This window comes from Pseudomonas sichuanensis (genome assembly GCF_003231305.1).
GTDB classification, from domain to species: domain Bacteria; phylum Pseudomonadota; class Gammaproteobacteria; order Pseudomonadales; family Pseudomonadaceae; genus Aquipseudomonas; species Aquipseudomonas sichuanensis.
The window spans coordinates 1-19,281 of the sequence record NZ_QKVM01000077.1; the positions used below are offsets into that span (position 1 = coordinate 1).

The window sequence follows — 19,281 nt, forward strand, 5'->3', positions numbered from 1 at the left end:
AGGCTGGTTGAGCATGGGTTCGAGCGGCAGGCGGGGGTTTTCGCTGACCAGTTCGATATCGAAGCTGTAGAGCCTGCTGATGGCGTCGTCGCCGTTGAACGCCAGTACCTGAAGATCATGCTCAACCGCCGGCACGTGGAAGCGCAGGCGGTCTGTGAGTGTCGAGTCGAACATCCGTTGTCCCTGTCAGGTCAGTCTGGCAAGGGCTTGCACAGCGTCGCCCCGCCAGGGGAAAAGCTGCCAAGCTAGCGGGGCCTGCCAACGGAATATGCAGGACCATTCCGAGTGTTCGTAGGACGATTCTTGGTTAGACGTCGGGTATATCCAGGCGACCAAGTCGTGTAGGTGCCTGTCGGGCAGTTCAACTCCGGCAAGGCACTGAACCGTTGAAACGAAAAAAGACGCCTATGGCGTCTTCTTCGTATTGCTGGGGCCGCTCAGCGGCCCTTCGCGGCGCAAGGCAGCGTCTGTCAGAACAGATCCATCGGCGCCGCTTCATCCGCTGGCAGCGGGCTGCCAGGCGCTGCACCGTTGCCCAGCTCATCCACCGACGGCGGCGAGTCCTCGGCCTTGAACAGCTCGAAGTAGGCGTTCGGCGTGCTCGGGGTGGCGGCGCGGCCGCTGATCGGGTCGACCCGCAGGCTGAGAATGCCTTCCGGCTCGGCCGGGGTGTGCTCGGGCTTGCCCTTGAGCGCCGGGCCCATGAAGCCCATCCAGATCGGCAAGGCCACGGTGCCGCCGTACTCGCGCCGGCCCAGGGTTTCCGGTTGGTCGAAGCCTACCCACACGGTGGTGACGTAGTCGCCGTTGTAACCCGAGAACCACGCGTCCTTGGATTCGTTGGTGGTGCCGGTCTTGCCCGCCAGGTCACTGCGGCCCAGGGCCAGGGCGCGGCGGCCGGTGCCGCGCTTGATTACGTCCTGCAGCATGCTGGTCAGGATGTAGGTGGTGCGGCCATCGATGATGCGCTCGGCGATTGCCGGGGTTTGCGGCGCTGGCGCTACCTGACCAAAGGCGGAAGGGGCTTCGCCCGGCATGGCGGTCACGCTGATCGGCTGTTCGGGTGCGGCAAGGCCGGCCTGGTCTTCGTTGCCTTGCGGCACGCGCGGCGGGTTGGCGGTGAACAGCGTTTCGCCGCTGCGGCTGTCGATGCGCTCGATCAGGTACGGGCTGATCTTGTAGCCGCCGTTGGCGAAGGTACTCCAGCCGGTGGCGATCTCCATCGGGGTCAGGGTGGCGGTGCCCAGCGCCAGCGACAGGTTGCGCGGCAGGTCCTGCTTGTTGAAGCCGAACTTGGCGATGTAGTCGATGGTGCGGTCCACGCCCATGGCCTGCAGCAGGCGGATCGACACCAGGTTGCGCGACTTGTACAGCGCCTCGCGCATGCGGATCGGGCCGAGGAAGGTGTTGGTGTCGTTCTTCGGTCGCCAGACCTTGTCCAGGTATTCGTCGACGAACACGATAGGCGCGTCGTTGACCAGGCTGGCGGCGGTGTAGCCGCTGTCCAGCGCGGCGCTGTAGACGAACGGCTTGAAGCTCGAGCCCGGCTGGCGCTTGGCCTGCATGGCGCGGTTGTAGTTGCTTTGCTCGAAGGAGAAACCGCCGACCAGGGCGCGGATCGCGCCGTTATACGGGTCGAGGGTCACCAGTGCGCTCTGGGCGCCAGGCACCTGGCTGAACTTGAGCTTGCCGTGTTCCAGGCGCTGCAGGCGCACCAGGTCGCCTACCTGCGCAACATCCGCCGGCGATTGCGGCGTGCGGCCCTGGGCGTTGCTGTTGAGGTACGGGCGGGCCCATTTCATGGTGTCCCAGGCAACGTCCTCTTCCAGGCCGCTGCGGGTCATCACCTTCAGGCCGCTCTTCTCGACCTGGGTGACGATGGCCGGCTCCAGGCCACCAAGCGTGCGCTGTTTGCCGAGCTCCTGCAGCCAGGCGGCGCGGGTCTTGCCCGGGAAACGCGCTTCGGGGCCGCGATAGCCGTGGCGTTCGTCGTACTCGGAGAGGCCGTTGAGCACAGCGCTGTTGGCCATCTGCTGCATGTCGCTAGGGACGGTGGTGTAGACGCGGAAGCCTTCCGTGTAGGCATCGCTGCCGTAGCGGCCGACCATTTCGGCGCGGGCCATTTCGGCGACATACGGGGCATTCACCTCCGGCGTCGGCACGTGGTAGCTGGCGTTCAACGGCTCGGCCAGGGCCGCCTGGTAGCTGGCGTCGTCGATCTTGCCAAGCTTGTACATGCGCCCGAGGATCCAGTCGCGGCGTTCCTTGGCGCGCACCGGGTTGGCCAGCGGGTTGAAGCGTGACGGCGCCTTGGGCAGGCCGGCGATCATGGCCATCTGCGCCAGGCTGACGTCGCGGATCGACTTGCCGTAGTACACCTGCGCGGCGGCATCGATGCCGTAGGCGCGGTTGCCCAGGTAGATCTTGTTGACGTACAGCTCGAGGATTTCGTCCTTGGTCAGCTCGCGTTCGATCTGCAGGGCCAGCAGGATTTCGTTGGTCTTGCGCGAGAAGCTGCGTTCGCTGCTGAGGAAGAAGTTCTTCGCTACCTGCATGGTGATGGTGCTGCCACCACTCTGGATGTGCCCGGATTTGACCAACTGCGTGGCCGCGCGCATCAGGCTGCTGGGGTCGACGCCGTAGTGGTTGAGGAAATTATCGTCCTCGGCCGACAGCAGTGCCTGAATGAACTGTGGGGGAATTTCCTGGAACTTGATTGGCGAGCGGCGCATTTCGCCGAACTCGGCGATCAGCTTGTCATCGCTGCTGTACACCCTCAGGGGGATTTGCAACTGGACGCTTCGCAGCGAATCGACCGACGGCAGGCTGGGGCTAAGATACAGAAACGCACCGCTCACACCGAGCACGAGCGCGCAGATGACTGCGACGAAAGACCACCAGAAGAACTTCAGCAGGCGTATCAAGGCTTTTGGGTGTCCAGGTTGAGGAGTGGAGGGCGCGTGGCCGGCGGACAGGAAAAAACGCTGGGCATTATAAGCATTTTTCGCCCCTTCGGGTGACCGGCCGGGGTACTGCGATGACCGCCCGCGCGGCAAGCGCACGGGCTTTGATGACAGGGAAGGCACAGCCATGCTTGGACGCTTTGGCAAGGACGCAGGTTCACTGCTGGGGGTGGAAATCGCCGCCGATTCCATACGAATGCTGCAGGTACGCCGCCAGCGGGGGCGTTGCCGGGTCGTGGGCTGGGCCCGGGAACGCATCGATCCGCCTTTGCGCGGCCCCCACTTGCTCGATGAGGGGGAGCGTCTGGTGTGTGCCTTGCGCCAGGCCCATGGTCGCTGCGCCACACGCCAGCGCCAGGTAGCACTGGCGTTGCCGGCGTCGCAGGTGATCTGCAAGGTCTTGAGCTTGCCTGTCGTTGTGTCCGATTTCGAGGCCGAGGTGCAGTTGCTTGAACAGGCCGACCAACTCTTCCCCTTTCCGTTGGATGACCTGGCCCTGGACTTTCAAGTGTTGGGGCCGTCCGCCGAACAGCCAGGGCACAACGACGTGCTGGTCGCCGCTTGCAGGCAAAGCCAGATCGACCCACTAGAGCAACTGTTCGCCCAGGCAGGCCTGCAGGTGCAGGCAATGGAAGTCGACAGCATCGCCCTGCGCCGGGCCATGTCATCGGTGTCGCCAGGCACGGATGTGCTTTTGCAATTGGAAAGGAACGAGGCCGTGTTGCATCGGTGGCAGGACAATCTGCTCCCACACCGCCAGCAGGTCGCGCTGGCGTCGCCGGAACGGTGGCTCGAACCTGTCGAGCGCCTTTGCATGCAAGCCGGTATCGGTGGAGTCGTGTTGGTGGGCGGAGCCGCTGACGGAGATCGGGCTGCAATATTGGCTGAGCGCCTGAAAGTGGCATGCAGAATGGCAGGCGATGCGGATTTTGCGGGCCTGGCCAAGGGCAGTGAGGCCAAGGCGCTCGATGCCTCGATGGCCTTGGCGTGCGGCCTGGCGCTGGGTGGGTTGCAATGAAGTTGCGGCTGAATCTGATGCCGTGGCGTGAGCGGCGCAGGGCACGGGATGCGTATTGCTTTCGGGTGCAGGTGATTGCCAGCGTGGTGCTGGCTTTACTGGGTGTGATGCTGCTCGATCATCTGGCGCGGTCACGCCTGGCACGGCAGATCGACGCCGTCACCGCGCAACAAGCCGACGTGCAGCGTATTGATGCCATCGTGGCGCAAGTCGAGCAGTTGCGTGAGGCGCGCGCAACCTTGTTGGTAGAGCAGGCGGAGTTGGTTGGGTTGCGGGCTCGCCAGGCGTCGCTGCCCGGCTTCTTTCTCGATTTGGAGCATGCCCTGCCAGAGGGCGCCCGGCTTACTGAGCTCAAAGCGCTGGATGGGCAGTTTCGGCTGACCGGGCAGGCGGCCTCGCCTGCAGTCGTCGCCCGGTTCATGCGCGATCTGCAAGCAGCCCAGGGGCTACAGGACCTGCAGTTGGTTCATCTGCGCAATCTCGAAACGGGCGATGAATTTGTTTTGACGGCGCGCCTGGCGGTGCACGACTCATGAAACGTGCCTCTCTCGCTGACTGGCAGGCGATGCTGCAGCGCTCGGCAGCGCTCAGGGCCGTGCTGGTATTGGCACTGGCGGGGGCCGTGGTGGTCGTGGGCTATCAGATGCGCCTGCGCGAGGTGTACGAACATCATCAGGCATACACCCTGCTTGAGCAGCAGCTCCAGGCGACGCTTGCGGCGAAGGAAGGGCAGGCCGCCGAGCTTGACCCGGAGCGCCTGGCGCTTCACGACGACGAGCAGCGCTTGTTTCGGGAACGCTGGCGGCTGGCGGCAGGGGAGGGGGTGAGCGAGTTGCTCGACCAGTTGGCGGTTTCGGGGCACCAGCACGGCTTGCTGGTCGAGCGCCTCGATGTGCTGGAAGAGCGTCAGCAAACCGGGTATCGCGTGATGCCCTTGGACATCAGCGTAGTGGGCCGTTACCCGGCGTTGCGAGCGTGGCTGGAGCAGTGGCTGCAGCAGGTGCGCCTGTTGAATGTGGCGCGGCTGGAGCTGTTCGCGTTGGATGAGCGTTCCGGGTTGGTCAGGGCGAAGCTGCAAGTGCACGCGTACGCTGCCGCGCAGAGCCTGGCGGTGCCGATTTCGCTGGCAGATGAGCCCGCCCGGCAAGCGGTATCCACCCGCCACTTCGATCCGTTCATGGTGTGGTCATCCCGGGTTGCGCCCCGAGGGATTGGCCGCGTTCCGCTGGAGCAACTCGAGATGGTCGGCAGCCTTTCACGGGCGGGGCAGCGCCATGCGCTGTTGCGTTCGGCAGGTCATCTGTACCGGGTCGCAGTGGGTGATCGGCTGGGGCGTGATGAAGGGGTCGTGGTGAGGATCGATGCGCATCAGGTCGAGGTGCACGAACGGCTGTACATTGCCGGTGGCTGGCAGGAGCGCTCCCGGTTTCTGGCACTCGGGAAGGGTGCCCATGGAGAGGTCAGGGATGACGATGAAAGTGTGGTCGAGCGGGTTTCTGATACTCCTGCTGGGCTTGAAGCCGACACTGGCGACGGCGTTTGAGAAAGAGCCCATATCGCTGAACTTCCAGGACGTGGAAGTGCGCGCGGTGCTGCAGGTCATGGCCGACTACGTGGGGATCAACCTGGTGGCCAGCGATACGGTCCAGGGCCGCATCAGCCTGCGCCTTGACGATGTGCCGTGGCAGCAGGCGCTGGATCTGGTGCTGCGCAGCAAAGGGCTGGGGCGGCGCCAGGAGGGCAATGTGCTGTTGGTCGCGCCGGTTGCGGAGCTTGCCGAGCAGTCGCGCGATGCCCACCTGGAACAGGCGTTGGAGGCGCAACTGGAACCCTTGCAGCGCGAGCTGATTCCGGTCCATCACGCCCGGGCTGCGGAGCTGGCCGAGTTGCTGCTGGGCAGCCTTGCCGATGACGGCATCCTGGCCGGGCGCGGCAGCCTCGGCGTGGATGCACGGACCAATACCCTGGTGGTGGCCCAGCCGCCAGAACGGATCGCCGAGTTGCGCAGGCTGGTGGCGCAGCTCGATGTGCCCGTACGCCAGGTGATGATCGAAGCGCGCATCGTCGAGGCCGGCGTCGATTACGAAAAGGCACTGGGTGTGCGTTGGGGAGGCCCTTTGTACGGGCAGAGCAGCCGGTTGGGCAGCGAGCTGTTCGTCGACCTTGGGGTGGAGCGGGGGACGTCGGGGTTGGGCGTGGGCCTGCTGCGCAGTGACATACTGCTGGATCTGGAGCTCAGCGCCATGGAAAAGAGCGGCAACGGCGAGATCATCTCGCAGCCCAAGGTGGTCACCGCCGACAAAGAAACCGCGCGCATCATCAAGGGCACCGAGGTGCCTTACCAGGAGACGACCAAGAGTGGTGCCACCTCCATCTCGTTCCGCGAGGCCTCGCTGTCGCTGGAAGTGACGCCGCAGATCACCCCGGATGGCCAGGTGGTGATGGAGGTGCGGGTGACCAAGGATGAGCCGGATTTCGTCAATGCCCTGAACAATGTGCCGCCGATCCGCAAGAACGAGGTCAATGCCAAGGTGCGGGTGGCCGATGGCCAGACCATTGTGATCGGCGGCGTCTACTCGACGTCGCACAACAATGTGGTCGACAAGGTGCCATTTTTGGGCGATCTGCCGTATGTTGGGCGGCTGTTTCGACGCGATGCATTACAAGAGAAAAAATCCGAGCTGCTGGTCTTCCTGACTCCGCGTATCATGAGTGACCAGGCGATTGCTGTGAGTCGTTGATTCTGTGCGAAATTTGATACTTGTAGGGCCCATGGGCGCTGGAAAGAGCACCATCGGGCGCCTGTTGGCCAAAGAGCTGCGCCTGCTGTTCAAGGATTCCGACAAGGAAATCGAACTGCGAACCGGCGCCAATATCCCGTGGATCTTCGACAAAGAAGGCGAGCCGGGCTTTCGTGATCGTGAGCAGGCGATGATCGCCGAGCTCTGCGAGCTCGATGGCGTGGTCCTGGCCACCGGTGGTGGCGCGGTGATGCGCGATGCCAACCGCGCCGCGCTGCACGCCGGAGGCCGGGTGATCTACCTGCATGCCTCGGTGGAGCAGCAGGTCGGGCGTACCGCCCGCGACCGCAACCGGCCGCTGTTGCGCACTGCCAACCCGGAAGCCACGCTGCGCGCCCTGCTGGAGGCGCGCGACCCGCTCTATCGCGAGATTGCCGACATCGTGGTGGAAACCGACGAACGGCCACCGCGCATGGTGGTGCTCGACATTCTCGAGCGTTTGCATCAGTTGCCGCCCCGATAAGTCAGGACTATCCTCGGCCACCAACGCCGAGGCGGGGTTGAACGTCATCGCGCGGAGCCGCACAGCCGTCACCGCGCCCAAGCACATTGTGGGGATACATGCAGACACTTAAGGTCGACCTGGGCGAACGTAGCTACCCGATCTACATTGGCGAGGGCCTGCTGGACCAGCCCGAACTGCTGGCGCCGCACATTGCCGGGCGCCAGGTGGCCATCGTTTCCAACGAGACCGTCGCGCCCCTGTACCTCGAACGCCTGAGCAAGACCCTGGGTGCCTACAAGGTGCTGCCAGTGGTGTTGCCCGATGGCGAGGCCCACAAGAACTGGGAAACCCTGCAACTGATCTTCGATGCGCTGCTGACTGCCCGTCATGACCGTCGCACCACCGTGGTCGCCCTCGGTGGCGGCGTGATCGGCGACATGGCCGGCTTCGCCGCGGCCTGCTACCAGCGTGGCGTCGACTTCATCCAGGTGCCTACCACCCTGCTGTCGCAGGTGGATTCGTCGGTCGGCGGCAAGACCGGCATCAACCACCCGCTGGGCAAGAACATGGTGGGTGCGTTCTATCAGCCCAACGCGGTGCTGATCGACACCACCAGCCTCAAGACCTTGCCTGCGCGCGAACTGTCCGCCGGGCTTGCCGAAGTCATCAAGTACGGCCTGATCTGCGATGAGCCCTTCCTGGGTTGGCTCGAACAGAACATCGAGGCCCTGCGCGCCCTGGACCCCAAGGCCCTGACCGAAGCCATCGCCCGCTCCTGCGCCGCCAAGGCCGCCGTAGTCGGTGCCGACGAGCGCGAGTCGGGCGTGCGCGCCACGCTCAACCTCGGCCACACCTTCGGCCATGCCATCGAGACCCACATGGGCTACGGCGTCTGGCTGCATGGCGAAGCCGTGGCTGCGGGTACGGTGATGGCCCTGGAGATGTCCATGCGCCTTGGCTGGATCGACCAGCCGGCGCGAGATCGCGGTATTCGCCTGCTGCAGGACGCAGGATTGCCGGTGGTGCCACCACAGGAAATGACCCCGGCGCATTTCATGGAGCATATGGCGGTCGACAAGAAAGTGCTCGACGGGCGCCTGCGCCTGGTGCTGCTGCGCCAGATGGGCGAGGCCGTCGTCACCGACGACTATCCGACAGAGATTCTTCAGGCCACGCTGGCGGCGGATTACCGCGCGATCGTGGCCCAGCTTTGAGGTTGTGACAACGCAATGACCAGTCTGCATGCCGATGAGGCGTTCCTCGATCATTACCAGTTGAGCCACGATCCGTTCGCACCCCGTGTGCCCGGTTTCAAGTTCTTCCCCGCCCAGCGCAAACCGGTGCTGGGCCAACTGCACCACCTGGCGCGCTACAGCCAGTTGATGCTGGTGGTCACGGGCCCCGTGGGCAGCGGCAAGACCCTGCTGCGTCAGGCGCTGGTGGCCAGCACCAACAAACAGTCGGTACAAAGCGTGGTGGTGTCCGCCCGCGGTGCCTCCGACGCTGCCAGCGTGCTTGGCCAGGTGGCTCAGTCGCTCAATGTGGCGCAGCCTGAAGTGCAGGCGATCCTGTCGCAGGTGGTGCAACTGGCGCTGACCGGCCAGGAAGTCTATCTGCTGGTGGACGATGCGGAACAACTCGACGAGTCGGCACTCCAAGCCTTGCTGGAGTTGGCGGCGGGTGTTGCCGAAGGGCGTCCGCATGTATTCCTGTTCGGCGAACCGTCGCTGATCGCCGGGCTGGATGAGCTCAGTATCGATGAGGAGCGTTTCCACATCATCGAGCTGGCACCCTACAGCGAGGAAGAAACCCGCGAATACCTGGAGCAGCGCCTGGACGGTGCCGGCCGGGGTATCGACGTGTTCACCCGCGAGCAGATCGCCGACATCCACGAAAATGCCGATGGGTGGCCTGGGACCATCAACCAGGTTGCCCGCGATACCTTGATCGAAGCCATGATCGCCAGCCGTACCACGGTGAAGCGACCAACCATGGGGTTCAAAATGCCTAAGAAACACGTGCTTGCGCTGTCCGCTGTGGTCGTGGTCGCCGTTGGTGCGGCGGTCCTGATGCCGAAGAAGAGCGACAAGGCCCCGACCGAGGCGCCGAGTGCCCAGGCGCAGTTGCCGCTGGGGCAGGGCGGCAATGGCGCGCCGGCCATCGAGTTCGCCGGCTCCTCGCAGCCAATGCCGCTGCCGCTGGTCGGCCAGTCGCAGCCGGTCATGCGCGAGCCACTGGCCCAGGCCGCCGGCATGGGTGACGGCGAAGAAGCCGGGCCTGCCGGCAACACCGCGCTGCAGCCTGCCGCGCCGTCCGCAGCAGTGCCGCCGACTGTCACCACGATTGCCCCGCCGCAAGGCGCTACTGCTGGGCCGGCACCGGCACCTGCGCAACCGATCCAGCCGGTTGCGCCTGTGCAGAAGCCTGTCGCAACCCAGGCGCCAAAACCGGTTGCACCTGCAAAGCCCGCGCCGGCCCCAACCCAGGTCGCCAGCGCCAAGCCTGCAGCCAAGCCCGTCGAGAAACCGGCAGCCGGTGGCGCCGGCGGCAGCAGCTGGTATGCCGGCCAGAAAGCCGGTAATTATGTGGTGCAGATCTTCGGCACCAGCTCCGAGGCGTCGGCGCAGTCGTTCGTCAAAGAGCAGGGTGGCGACTATCGCTACTTCAAGAAAAACCTGCAGGGCAAACCCCTGTACGTGGTCACCTACGGCAACTTCGCCAGCCGCGACGCCGCCGCTGCGGCAATCAAGAACTTGCCAGCCAAGGTCCAGGCTGGTAAACCTTGGCCACGTACCGTCGGCAGCGTCCAACAAGAGCTGGCCACGGCCCGCTGACACCTTCCGGGCGGCATCACCCCCGCCGCCCAGTTGCTGAGCGACTTCTAGCTTTCGACTAGCCTGCTGCACTTCAAGTGCGGCAGGCTTTTCTGTCCCAGACTGCCGGCCACAAGCCCCGTGTTGCAGTCATGGCTGAAACGCTTCAGACTCGAGCCGAGCCGCTATCACGGCGCATGGCGCAAAAACATTCAAAATTGCGACATAAATTTTCAATGGTGAGACATGAAAATTTGTGAGCATCGCTGTCGCTGTGCAACAATGGTTTTCCATGACCACCGCAAAAAAGCTGGCGTTTGATCGGCGTGGATGGTAAGTGGTTGTTAAAAAAGAGATTTGCCTCCGGTTGAGAGGTGAACCTGGTGAGAAAGTGTCTATGAAAACAGGTCTGTACCATCCCGAAGAATTCAAGGACAACTGTGGTTTTGGCCTGATCGCCCATATGACGGGCGAACCCAGCCACCACCTTCTGCAAACCGCCATGCAGGCTTTGACCTGCATGACCCACCGCGGTGGCATCAACGCCGACGGCAAGACCGGTGACGGTTGCGGTCTGCTCATGCAGAAGCCCGATCGATTCCTGCGTGCCAAGGCCCAGGAACACTTCGCCGTCGAGCTGCCCAAGCAGTACGCCGTCGGCATGGTGTTTTTCAACCAGGACCCGGTCAAAGCCCAAGCCGCACGCGCCAACATGGACCGCGAAATCGTCAATGCCGGCCTCACCCTGGTCGGCTGGCGCAAAGTGCCGATCGACACCAGCGTGCTCGGCCGCCTGGCCCTGGAGCGCCTGCCGCAGATCGAACAGGTGTTCATCGGCGGCGAAGGCCTGAGCGATCAGGAATTCGCCATCAAGCTGTTCAGTGCCCGTCGCCGTTCGTCCGTGGCCAACGCCCACGACGCCGACCACTACATCTGCAGCTTTTCGCACAAGACCATCATCTACAAAGGCCTGATGATGCCGCGCGATCTCGCGGCGTTCTATCCAGACCTGGGTGACGAGCGCCTGCAAACCGCGATCTGCGTGTTCCACCAGCGCTTCTCCACCAACACCCTGCCGAAGTGGCCGCTGGCGCAGCCCTTCCGCTTCCTCGCCCACAACGGCGAGATCAACACCATCACCGGCAACCGCAACTGGGCCATGGCTCGTCGCACCAAGTTCGCCAACGACCTGATCCCCGACCTCGAAGAGCTCGGCCCGCTGGTCAACCGCGTCGGTTCCGACTCCTCGAGCATGGACAACATGCTCGAGCTGATGGTCACCGGCGGCATCGACCTGTTCCGTGGCGTGCGCATGCTGGTACCGCCAGCCTGGCAGAACGTCGAGACCATGGACGCCGACCTGCGCGCCTTCTACGAATACAACTCCATGCACATGGAACCGTGGGATGGCCCGGCCGGTATCGTCATGACCGAAGGCCGCCACGCGGTGTGCCTGCTCGACCGCAACGGCCTGCGCCCGGCGCGCTGGGTGACCACCACCAACGGCTACATCACCATCGCCTCGGAAATCGGCGTATGGGGCTACCAGCCTGAGGAAGTCCTGGCCAAGGGCCGTGTCGGCCCGGGCCAGATCCTGGCCGTCGACACCGAAACCGGCCAGATCCTCGACACCGACGCCATCGACAACCGCCTGAAGTCGCGCCACCCGTACAAGCGCTGGCTGCGTCAGCACGCCACGCGCATCCAGGCGACGCTGACCGACGACCAGGGCGCGGCCAGCTACGACGCTGACCAGCTCAAGCAATACATGAAGATGTTCCAGGTCACCTTCGAGGAGCGCGACCAGGTGCTGCGCCCCCTCGGCGAGCAGGGCCAGGAAGCGGTCGGCTCGATGGGCGACGACACGCCGATGGCCGTGCTGTCGCAGCGCGTGCGTTCGCCGTACGACTTCTTCCGCCAGCAGTTCGCCCAGGTGACCAACCCGCCGATCGACCCGCTGCGCGAAGCGATCGTGATGTCGCTGGAAATCTGCCTGGGTGCCGAGCGCAACATCTTCCAGGAGTCCCCCGAGCACGCCTCGCGGGTGATCCTCAGTTCGCCGGTCATCTCGCCCGCCAAGTGGCGCTCGCTGATGAACCTGGAGCGCGAAGGCTTCGACCGCCAGCTGATCGACCTCAACTATGCAGAGAGCGTCGGCCTGGAAGCGGCCATCCGCAACATCGCCGACCAGGCCGAGGAAGCGGTGCGCAGCGGCAAGACCCAACTGGTGCTCAGCGACCGCTACATCGCCCCGGGCAAGCTGCCGGTGCATGCCTCGCTGGCCGTCGGTGCGGTGCACCACCGCCTGACCGAACAGGGCCTGCGTTGCGACAGCAACATCCTGGTCGAGACCGCCACCGCCCGCGACCCGCACCACTTCGCCGTGCTGCTGGGCTTCGGTGCCTCGGCCGTGTACCCGTACCTGGCCTATGAAGTGCTGGCCGACCTGATCCGCACCGGCGAAGTGCTGGGCGATCTGGACGAAGTGTTCAAGTACTACCGCAAAGGCATCTCCAAGGGCCTGCTCAAGATCCTCTCGAAGATGGGCATCTCGACCATCACCTCGTACCGTGGCGCCCAGCTGTTCGAAGCCATCGGCCTGTCCGAGGAAGTGGTCGGCCTGAGCTTCAAGGGCGTGTCGAGCCGCATCAAGGGTGCGCGTTTCGAAGACCTGGAGAGCGACCAGAAGCTGCTCGCCGCCGAAGCCTGGAGCGCGCGCAAGCCGATCCAGCAAGGTGGCCTGTTGAAGTTCGTCCACGGTGGCGAGTACCACGCCTACAACCCGGACGTGGTCAACACCCTGCAGGCCGCCGTGCAGCAGGGCGACTATGCCAAGTTCAAGGAATACACCACGCTGGTCGACCAGCGCCCGGTGTCGATGATCCGCGACCTGCTGAAAGTGAAGGTGGCCGACCAGGCCCTGGCACTGGATGAAGTCGAGCCGCTGGAGGCCATCCTCAAGCGCTTCGACTCCGCCGGCATCTCCCTGGGCGCGCTGTCGCCAGAGGCACACGAAGCCCTGGCCGAGGCCATGAACCGCCTGGGTGCGCGCTCCAACTCCGGTGAGGGCGGTGAAGACCCGGCCCGCTACGGCACCATCAAGAGTTCGAAGATCAAGCAGGTGGCCACTGGCCGCTTTGGCGTGACCCCGGAATACCTGGTCAACGCCGAAGTGCTGCAGATCAAGGTGGCCCAGGGCGCCAAGCCTGGCGAGGGCGGCCAACTGCCCGGCGGCAAGGTCAACGGCCTGATCGCCAAGCTGCGCTATGCGGTACCGGGCGTGACCTTGATCTCGCCACCACCGCACCACGATATCTACTCGATCGAAGACCTGGCCCAGCTGATCTACGACCTCAAGCAGGTCAACCCGCAGGCCCTGGTCTCGGTCAAGCTGGTCGCCGAAGCCGGTGTGGGCACCATCGCCGCCGGCGTGGCCAAGGCCTATGCCGACCTGATCACCATCTCCGGCTACGACGGCGGTACCGGCGCTTCGCCGCTGACCTCGATCAAGTACGCCGGCGCCCCGTGGGAGCTGGGCCTGGCCGAAACCCACCAGACCCTGCGCGGCAACGACCTGCGCGGCAAGGTGCGGGTACAGACCGACGGCGGCCTGAAAACCGGCCTGGACGTGATCAAGGCCGCGATCCTCGGCGCCGAGAGCTTCGGCTTCGGCACCGCGCCGATGATCGCCCTGGGCTGCAAGTACCTGCGCATCTGCCACCTGAACAACTGCGCCACCGGCGTGGCCACCCAGAACGACAAGCTGCGCAAGGACCACTACATCGGCACCGTCGACATGGTGATCAACTTCTTCACCTTCGTCGCCGAAGAAACCCGCGAGTGGCTGGCCAAGCTGGGCGTGCGCAGCCTCGGCGAGCTGATCGGCCGTACCGACCTGCTCGACGTGCTGCCGGGCGACACCGAGCGCCAGGGCCACCTCGACCTGTCGCCGCTGCTGGGCAGCTCGCACATCCCGGCCGACAAGCCGCAGTTCTGCGAAGTCGACAAGAACCCGCCGTTCGACCAGGGCGAGCTGGCCGAGAAGATGGTGGCCATGGCCTTGCCGGCGATTCGCGACCTGGCCGGTGGCGAGTTCAGCCTCGACATCTGCAACTGCGACCGCTCCATCGGTGCGCGCATCTCCGGCGAAATCGCCAAGCTGCACGGCAACCAGGGCATGGCTGGCGCGCCGATCACCTTCCGCTTCAAGGGCACCGCGGGCCAGAGCTTCGGCGTGTGGAACGCCGGTGGCCTGAACCTGCACCTGGAAGGTGACGCCAACGACTACGTCGGCAAGGGCATGACCGGCGGCAAGGTGACCATCGTGCCACCGGCCGGCAGCCCGTTCGAAACCCAGCACAGCGCCATTGTCGGCAACACCTGCCTGTACGGCGCCACGGGCGGCAAGCTGTTCGCCGCCGGCACCGCGGGCGAGCGCTTCGCTGTGCGTAACTCCGGCGCCCACGCTGTAGTCGAGGGCACCGGCGATCACTGCTGTGAATACATGACCGGTGGCTTTGTCTGCGTCCTGGGCAAGACCGGTTACAACTTCGGCTCTGGCATGACCGGCGGCTTCGCCTACGTGCTCGACATGGACAACAGCTTCGTCGACAAACTCAACCACGAGCTGGTGGAAATCCAGCGCATCAGTGGTGAGGCGATGGAGGCCTACCGCAGCCACCTGGCGCGGGTCCTGGGCGAGTACGTGGAAGAGACCGGCAGCGAGTGGGGGCGTGAGCTCTCGGAGAACCTGGACGACTACGTGCGGCGCTTCTGGCTGGTCAAGCCGAAGGCGGCCACGCTCAAGCAACTGCTGTCCAGCACCCGCGCCAACCCGCAGTAACAACAGCTGCAAGTGGCAGGCCCCGTGCGCGGGGCCTGCCCGGCTCAAGTGATCGTCTTGCAGCTTGCGGCTGATGCCGGCAACTGCGGTAAAGAGGTTTTGAAAAATGGCTGAACGTCTGAACAACGACTTCCAGTTCATCGAAGTGGGCCGCAAGGACCCGAAGAAAAAACTGCTGCGCCAGCGCAAGAAGGAGTTCGTCGAGATCTACGAACCCTTCAAGCCCGCGCAGTCCGTGGAACAGGCACACCGCTGCCTGGGCTGCGGCAACCCGTATTGCGAGTGGAAGTGCCCGGTCCACAACTTCATCCCCAACTGGTTGAAGCTGGTTGCCGAAGGCAACATCCTCGCCGCCGCCGAACTGTCGCACCAGACCAACACCCTGCCGGAAGTGTGCGGCCGCGTGTGCCCGCAGGACCGTCTGTGCGAAGGTGCCTGCACCCTCAACGACGGCTTCGGCGCGGTGACCATCGGCTCGGTGGAGAAGTACATCACCGACACCGCCTTCGCCATGGGCTGGCGCCCGGACATGTCCAAGGTCAAGCTCACCGGCAAGCGCGTCGCCATCATCGGCGCCGGCCCCGCTGGCCTGGGCTGTGCCGACGTGCTGGTGCGCGCTGGCGTGACCCCGGTGGTGTTCGACAAGAACCCCGAGATCGGTGGCCTGCTGACCTTCGGCATCCCCGAGTTCAAGCTGGAAAAGACCGTGCTGAGCAATCGCCGCGAAGTCTTCACCGGCATGGGCATCGAGTTCCGCCTGAACACCGAGGTGGGCAAGGACGTCACCATGGAGCAGTTGCTCGCCGAGTACGACGCCGTATTCATGGGCATGGGTACCTACACCTACATGAAGGGCGGTTTCCCCGGCGAAGACCTGCCAGGCGTGCACGACGCACTGGACTTCCTGATCGCCAACGTCAACCGCAACCTGGGCTTTGAAAAGTCGCCGGAAGATTTCGTCGACATGCAGGGCAAGAAGGTCGTGGTGCTGGGCGGTGGCGACACCGCGATGGACTGCAACCGCACCTCGATCCGCCAGGGCGCCAAGGCGGTGACCTGCGCTTATCGCCGTGACGAAGCCAACATGCCGGGCTCGCGCAAAGAGGTGAAGAACGCCAAGGAAGAAGGCGTGAAGTTCCTCTACAACCGCCAGCCCATCGCCATCGTCGGCGAAGACAAGGTCGAAGGTGTGAAGGTGGTCGAGACCCGTCTCGGCGAGCCGGACGCCCGTGGCCGCCGCAGCCCCGAGCCGATCCCGGGCTCCGAGGAGATCCTCCCGGCCGACGCCGTGGTGATCGCCTTCGGCTTCCGCCCGAGCCCGGCGCCGTGGTTCGAGCAGCATGGCATCCAGATGGACAGCCAGGGCCGCGTGGTGGCACCGGAGAAAGGCAAGTTCAAGCACCAGACCAGCAACCCGAAAGTGTTCGCCGGTGGCGACATGGTGCGTGGTTCGGACCTGGTGGTGACGGCGATTTTCGAAGGGCGCACTGCGGCTGAAGGAATTCTCGATTACCTGGGTGTGTGACCGAGCGCTTGAAAGTAGGACGGATCCTACCTAGCCCGACGAAATGTCGGGCTAGTTTCACTGCTCACTGATTCTGAGACTGGAGGAGCTCAACGAAGAGCTAACATCCAGTCAAGGAATCTGATGTATGAATAATCTGCTGCAAAAGCCGTCAATTTCTGTAATAGGCAATTCTTTCCTCCTCAACTCTGTGACGCAGGACGACTTCGACGGTCCTGTCTTCGCCTCGATCATCGACCCGGACAGTAACGATTTCGCCACCATCGCCGAGCTTCAGGCCCTGCTGGCCGAAGGTAGCGTGACTTCTGCCGCGCTGGTGACGCGAGCCCTGGCGCGTATCGCTGCCCTCGATCAACAAGGCCCGCAACTGCGGGCTGTCATCGAAACCAATCCCGACGCCCTCACCATCGCTGAAACCCTGGATGCCGAACGTGCCATTGGCGAGTTGCGTGGCCGCCTGCACGGCATCCCCGTACTGATCAAGGACAACATCGACAGCGGCGACAGCATGCAGACCAGCGCTGGCTCGCTGGCACTGGTCGGTGAGCCGGCTCCCGTCGATGCTTACCTGGTCCAGCGGCTGCGCGCTGCGGGTGCGGTGATCCTCGGCAAGGCCAATACCTCTGAGTGGATGGGTTTTCGTGACTGGCAGAGCCCCATGGGCTGGAGCGGCCGTGGTGGCCAGACGCAGAGCGCCATGAGCAAGGAACTGCCGGTCTTCGGTTCCAGCGCGGGCTCTGCCGTCGCTGTCAGCGCCGGCTTCGTGGCAGTGGCTGTGGGCACCGAAACCAATGGCTCATTGGTGGGGCCTGCATTCTTCAGCCAGGTTGTTGGCCTGCGCCCTACCTTGGGCTTGCTCAGTGCGTCCGGCCTGGTGCCCTTGACCAGCAGGCAGGATACCGCGGGGCCCATGGCGAGGACCGTAGCCGATGCGGCGGCCCTGCTCGACGCGATGTTCGGCCTTGACCTGCCGACACCCGCGCCGGAAGGGGCACCAACCGAAATGATCGACTATGCGGGCGGCCTGGATGCCACGGCCCTGGATGGCGCCAGGCTGGGTTACCCGTCGCTGACCCCGCGTGGCACGCCGATGCTCGAGGACCCTGTGTTCGCTGCCCTTACGCCAAGGTTGGAGAACGCCGGCGCAACGCTGGTACCGATCGACTTCGCGTTCCCCGACCTGTTCCAGGCGCAGATGGCGGTGCTGAGCTTCGACTTCAAGCGTGAACTGGCGCAATACCTGGGCAACCGTCAGGGCATCGAGGTCAAGACGCTGGCTGACGTGGTTGCATTCAACGAGGCCAACCCCGTCCCCGAGAACTATGGCCAGGCCCTGCTGGTCGCGGCCGAGGCGCTGGAGTTCGATGAAGAGCTCTACGCCAGCCTTGCCAATCAGTTGCGCAGCCAGAGCCAGGCGCTGATCGACGACGCGCTGGCCGCACATGAACTGACCGCCTTGGTCGACCTGCCCATGGGCCAATTGATCGGCTACGGTGCTCAGGCGGGTTACCCTGGCCTGACAGTGCCTGCGGGTCTGGACGACGGCGGTATGCTCAAAGGCGTGCACTTCACCGGCTCGCGCTGGAGCGATCAGGCGCTGCTCTCCCTGGGGCACGCCTTCGAGAAGAGCGAGGCGTAATAGCCGACCTGCCGAGCAGGCTCGCCGAGGCAGCGGTTGCGCTCGCTACCTCGGTTTTGTATACAAAAACCCTTGATCCATGGCATCCGATAGACAAAACGAATCGCCATGCCCGTGCCTTTTGTGTCCGCGTCTGAGAAAATGCCCGCACTTTTTTTCCGGATGCCGACATGACTGCCCTGAAGAACGATCGTTTCCTGCGTGCACTGCTCAAGCAACCCGTAGACGTCACCCCGGTGTGGATGATGCGCCAGGCCGGCCGCTACCTGCCGGAGTACCGCGCCAGCCGCGCCAAGGCCGGCGACTTCATGAGCCTGTGCATGAACCCGCAGTTCGCCTGCGAGGTCACCCTGCAGCCGCTGGACCGCTACCCGCTGGACGCGGCGATCCTCTTCTCGGACATCCTCACCATCCCCGATGCCATGGGCCTGGGCCTGTACTTCGAAACCGGCGAAGGCCCGCGTTTCAAGAAGGTCATCAGCACCCCGGCCGACATCGAAGCGCTGCCGATCCCCGACCCGCAGAAAGACCTGGGCTACGTGATGGACGCGGTCAGCACCATCCGTCGCGAGCTCAACGGCCGTGTGCCGCTGATCGGCTTCTCCGGCAGCCCCTGGACCCTGGCCACCTACATGGTCGAAGGCGGCTCGTCGAAAGACTTCCGCAAGACCAAGGCCATGGCCTATGACAACCCGCAAGCCCTGCACCTGCTGCTGGACAAGCTGGCGCAGTCGGTCACCAGCTACCTCAATGGCCAGATCCTCGCCGGTGCCCAGGCCGTGCAGATCTTCGACACCTGGGGCGGCAACCTGTCGGCGGCGGCCTACCAGGAGTTCTCCCTGGCCTACATGCGCAAGATCGTCAGCGGCCTGATCCGTGAGCACGAAGGGCGCAAGGTGCCGGTCATTCTCTTCACCAAGAACGGCGGCCTGTGGCTGGAAAGCATCGCCGAGGCCGGTGCCGACGCCCTGGGCCTGGACTGGACCTGCGAGATCGGCGACGCCCGCCGCCGCGTCGGTGACAAGGTGGCCCTGCAGGGCAACATGGACCCGACTGTGCTGTACGCCAAGCCCGAAGCCATCCGCAACGAAGTGGCGCGCATCCTTGCCAGCTACGGCAAGGGCACTGGCCATGTGTTCAACCTGGGCCACGGTATTACGCCGGAAGTCGACCCGGAGCACGCCGGCGTGTTCATCAACGCTGTGCATGAGTTGTCGGCGCAGTACCACCAGTA

At 64.4% G+C, this 19,281-nt stretch carries 12 protein-coding genes; 11 read left to right on the top strand and 1 reads right to left on the bottom strand.

What is annotated here, in order from left to right; translation table 11 throughout:
* Window positions 1-470: 470 nt before the first annotated feature.
* Window positions 471-2,921 (bottom strand): penicillin-binding protein 1A, encoded by a 2,451-nt coding sequence (locus DM373_RS26695; protein ID WP_425272614.1) that lies wholly within the window; start codon window positions 2,919-2,921, stop codon window positions 471-473.
* Between the two features lie 211 nt (window positions 2,922-3,132).
* Here DM373_RS26695 and pilM point away from each other — a divergent pair, with 211 nt between their 5' ends.
* The 11 genes from pilM to hemE all read left to right on the top strand — a co-directional run.
* On the top strand, window positions 3,133-3,981 hold the full coding sequence (gene pilM, locus DM373_RS26700; protein ID WP_244215138.1) for a type IV pilus biogenesis protein PilM: 849 nt from the start codon (window positions 3,133-3,135) through the stop codon (window positions 3,979-3,981).
* Window positions 3,978-4,517, top strand: a complete 540-nt coding sequence (locus DM373_RS26705; protein WP_110996381.1) for a PilN domain-containing protein — start codon at window positions 3,978-3,980, stop codon at window positions 4,515-4,517. The genes pilM and DM373_RS26705 overlap by 4 nt, the downstream gene beginning before the upstream one ends.
* The gene (locus tag DM373_RS26710; protein WP_110996382.1) at window positions 4,514-5,524 is read left to right on the top strand and encodes a pilus assembly protein PilP; all 1,011 of its coding nucleotides are present in this window, start codon (window positions 4,514-4,516) and stop codon (window positions 5,522-5,524) included. Before DM373_RS26705 ends, DM373_RS26710 begins: the two co-directional genes overlap by 4 nt.
* Complete coding sequence (locus DM373_RS26715) at window positions 5,454-6,722, top strand: type IV pilus secretin PilQ (RefSeq protein WP_110996383.1); 1,269 nt, start codon at window positions 5,454-5,456, stop codon at window positions 6,720-6,722. The genes DM373_RS26710 and DM373_RS26715 overlap by 71 nt, the downstream gene beginning before the upstream one ends.
* Window positions 6,723-6,726: 4 nt before the next feature.
* Window positions 6,727-7,245, top strand: coding sequence for a shikimate kinase AroK (aroK, locus tag DM373_RS26720; protein WP_110996384.1), 519 nt, complete (start codon window positions 6,727-6,729; stop codon window positions 7,243-7,245).
* 98 nt (window positions 7,246-7,343) lie between these two features.
* Window positions 7,344-8,441: a 3-dehydroquinate synthase gene (gene aroB / locus DM373_RS26725; protein ID WP_110996385.1), complete on the top strand. Its 1,098-nt coding sequence runs from the start codon at window positions 7,344-7,346 to the stop codon at window positions 8,439-8,441.
* Window positions 8,442-8,456: 15 nt separating this feature from the next.
* Complete coding sequence (locus DM373_RS26730; RefSeq protein WP_110996386.1) at window positions 8,457-10,061, top strand: AAA family ATPase; 1,605 nt, start codon at window positions 8,457-8,459, stop codon at window positions 10,059-10,061.
* Between the two features lie 376 nt (window positions 10,062-10,437).
* Window positions 10,438-14,883 carry a glutamate synthase large subunit gene (gltB, locus tag DM373_RS26735; RefSeq protein ID WP_110996387.1) on the top strand — a complete coding sequence of 1,482 codons (4,446 nt, stop codon included), beginning with the start codon at window positions 10,438-10,440 and terminating at the stop codon, window positions 14,881-14,883.
* 106 nt (window positions 14,884-14,989) lie between these two features.
* Window positions 14,990-16,408 carry an FAD-dependent oxidoreductase gene (locus DM373_RS26740; RefSeq protein WP_110996388.1) on the top strand — a complete coding sequence of 473 codons (1,419 nt, stop codon included), beginning with the start codon at window positions 14,990-14,992 and terminating at the stop codon, window positions 16,406-16,408.
* 127 nt (window positions 16,409-16,535) lie between these two features.
* Window positions 16,536-18,047 carry an amidase family protein gene (locus DM373_RS26745; protein ID WP_110996389.1) on the top strand — a complete coding sequence of 504 codons (1,512 nt, stop codon included), beginning with the start codon at window positions 16,536-16,538 and terminating at the stop codon, window positions 18,045-18,047.
* A 170-nt stretch (window positions 18,048-18,217) separates the two neighbouring features.
* Window positions 18,218-19,281, top strand: a 1,064-nt coding sequence (gene hemE / locus DM373_RS26750) for a uroporphyrinogen decarboxylase (protein ID WP_110996390.1), incomplete at its 3' end; no start/stop codon positions are given.

Excerpts from the sequence above, each read along its gene's own strand:
- DM373_RS26705 (WP_110996381.1), top strand. The coding sequence starts at position 3,978 with ATGAAGTTGCGGCTGAATCTGATGCCGTGGCGTGAGCGGCGCAGGGCA.
- DM373_RS26710 (WP_110996382.1), top strand. The coding sequence starts at position 4,514 with ATGAAACGTGCCTCTCTCGCTGACTGGCAGGCGATGCTGCAGCGCTCG.
- DM373_RS26715 (WP_110996383.1), top strand. The coding sequence starts at position 5,454 with ATGAAAGTGTGGTCGAGCGGGTTTCTGATACTCCTGCTGGGCTTGAAG.
- aroB (WP_110996385.1), top strand. The coding sequence starts at position 7,344 with ATGCAGACACTTAAGGTCGACCTGGGCGAACGTAGCTACCCGATCTAC.
- DM373_RS26730 (WP_110996386.1), top strand. The coding sequence starts at position 8,457 with ATGACCAGTCTGCATGCCGATGAGGCGTTCCTCGATCATTACCAGTTG.
- gltB (WP_110996387.1), top strand. The coding sequence starts at position 10,438 with ATGAAAACAGGTCTGTACCATCCCGAAGAATTCAAGGACAACTGTGGT.
- DM373_RS26740 (WP_110996388.1), top strand. The coding sequence starts at position 14,990 with ATGGCTGAACGTCTGAACAACGACTTCCAGTTCATCGAAGTGGGCCGC.
- DM373_RS26745 (WP_110996389.1), top strand. The coding sequence starts at position 16,536 with ATGAATAATCTGCTGCAAAAGCCGTCAATTTCTGTAATAGGCAATTCT.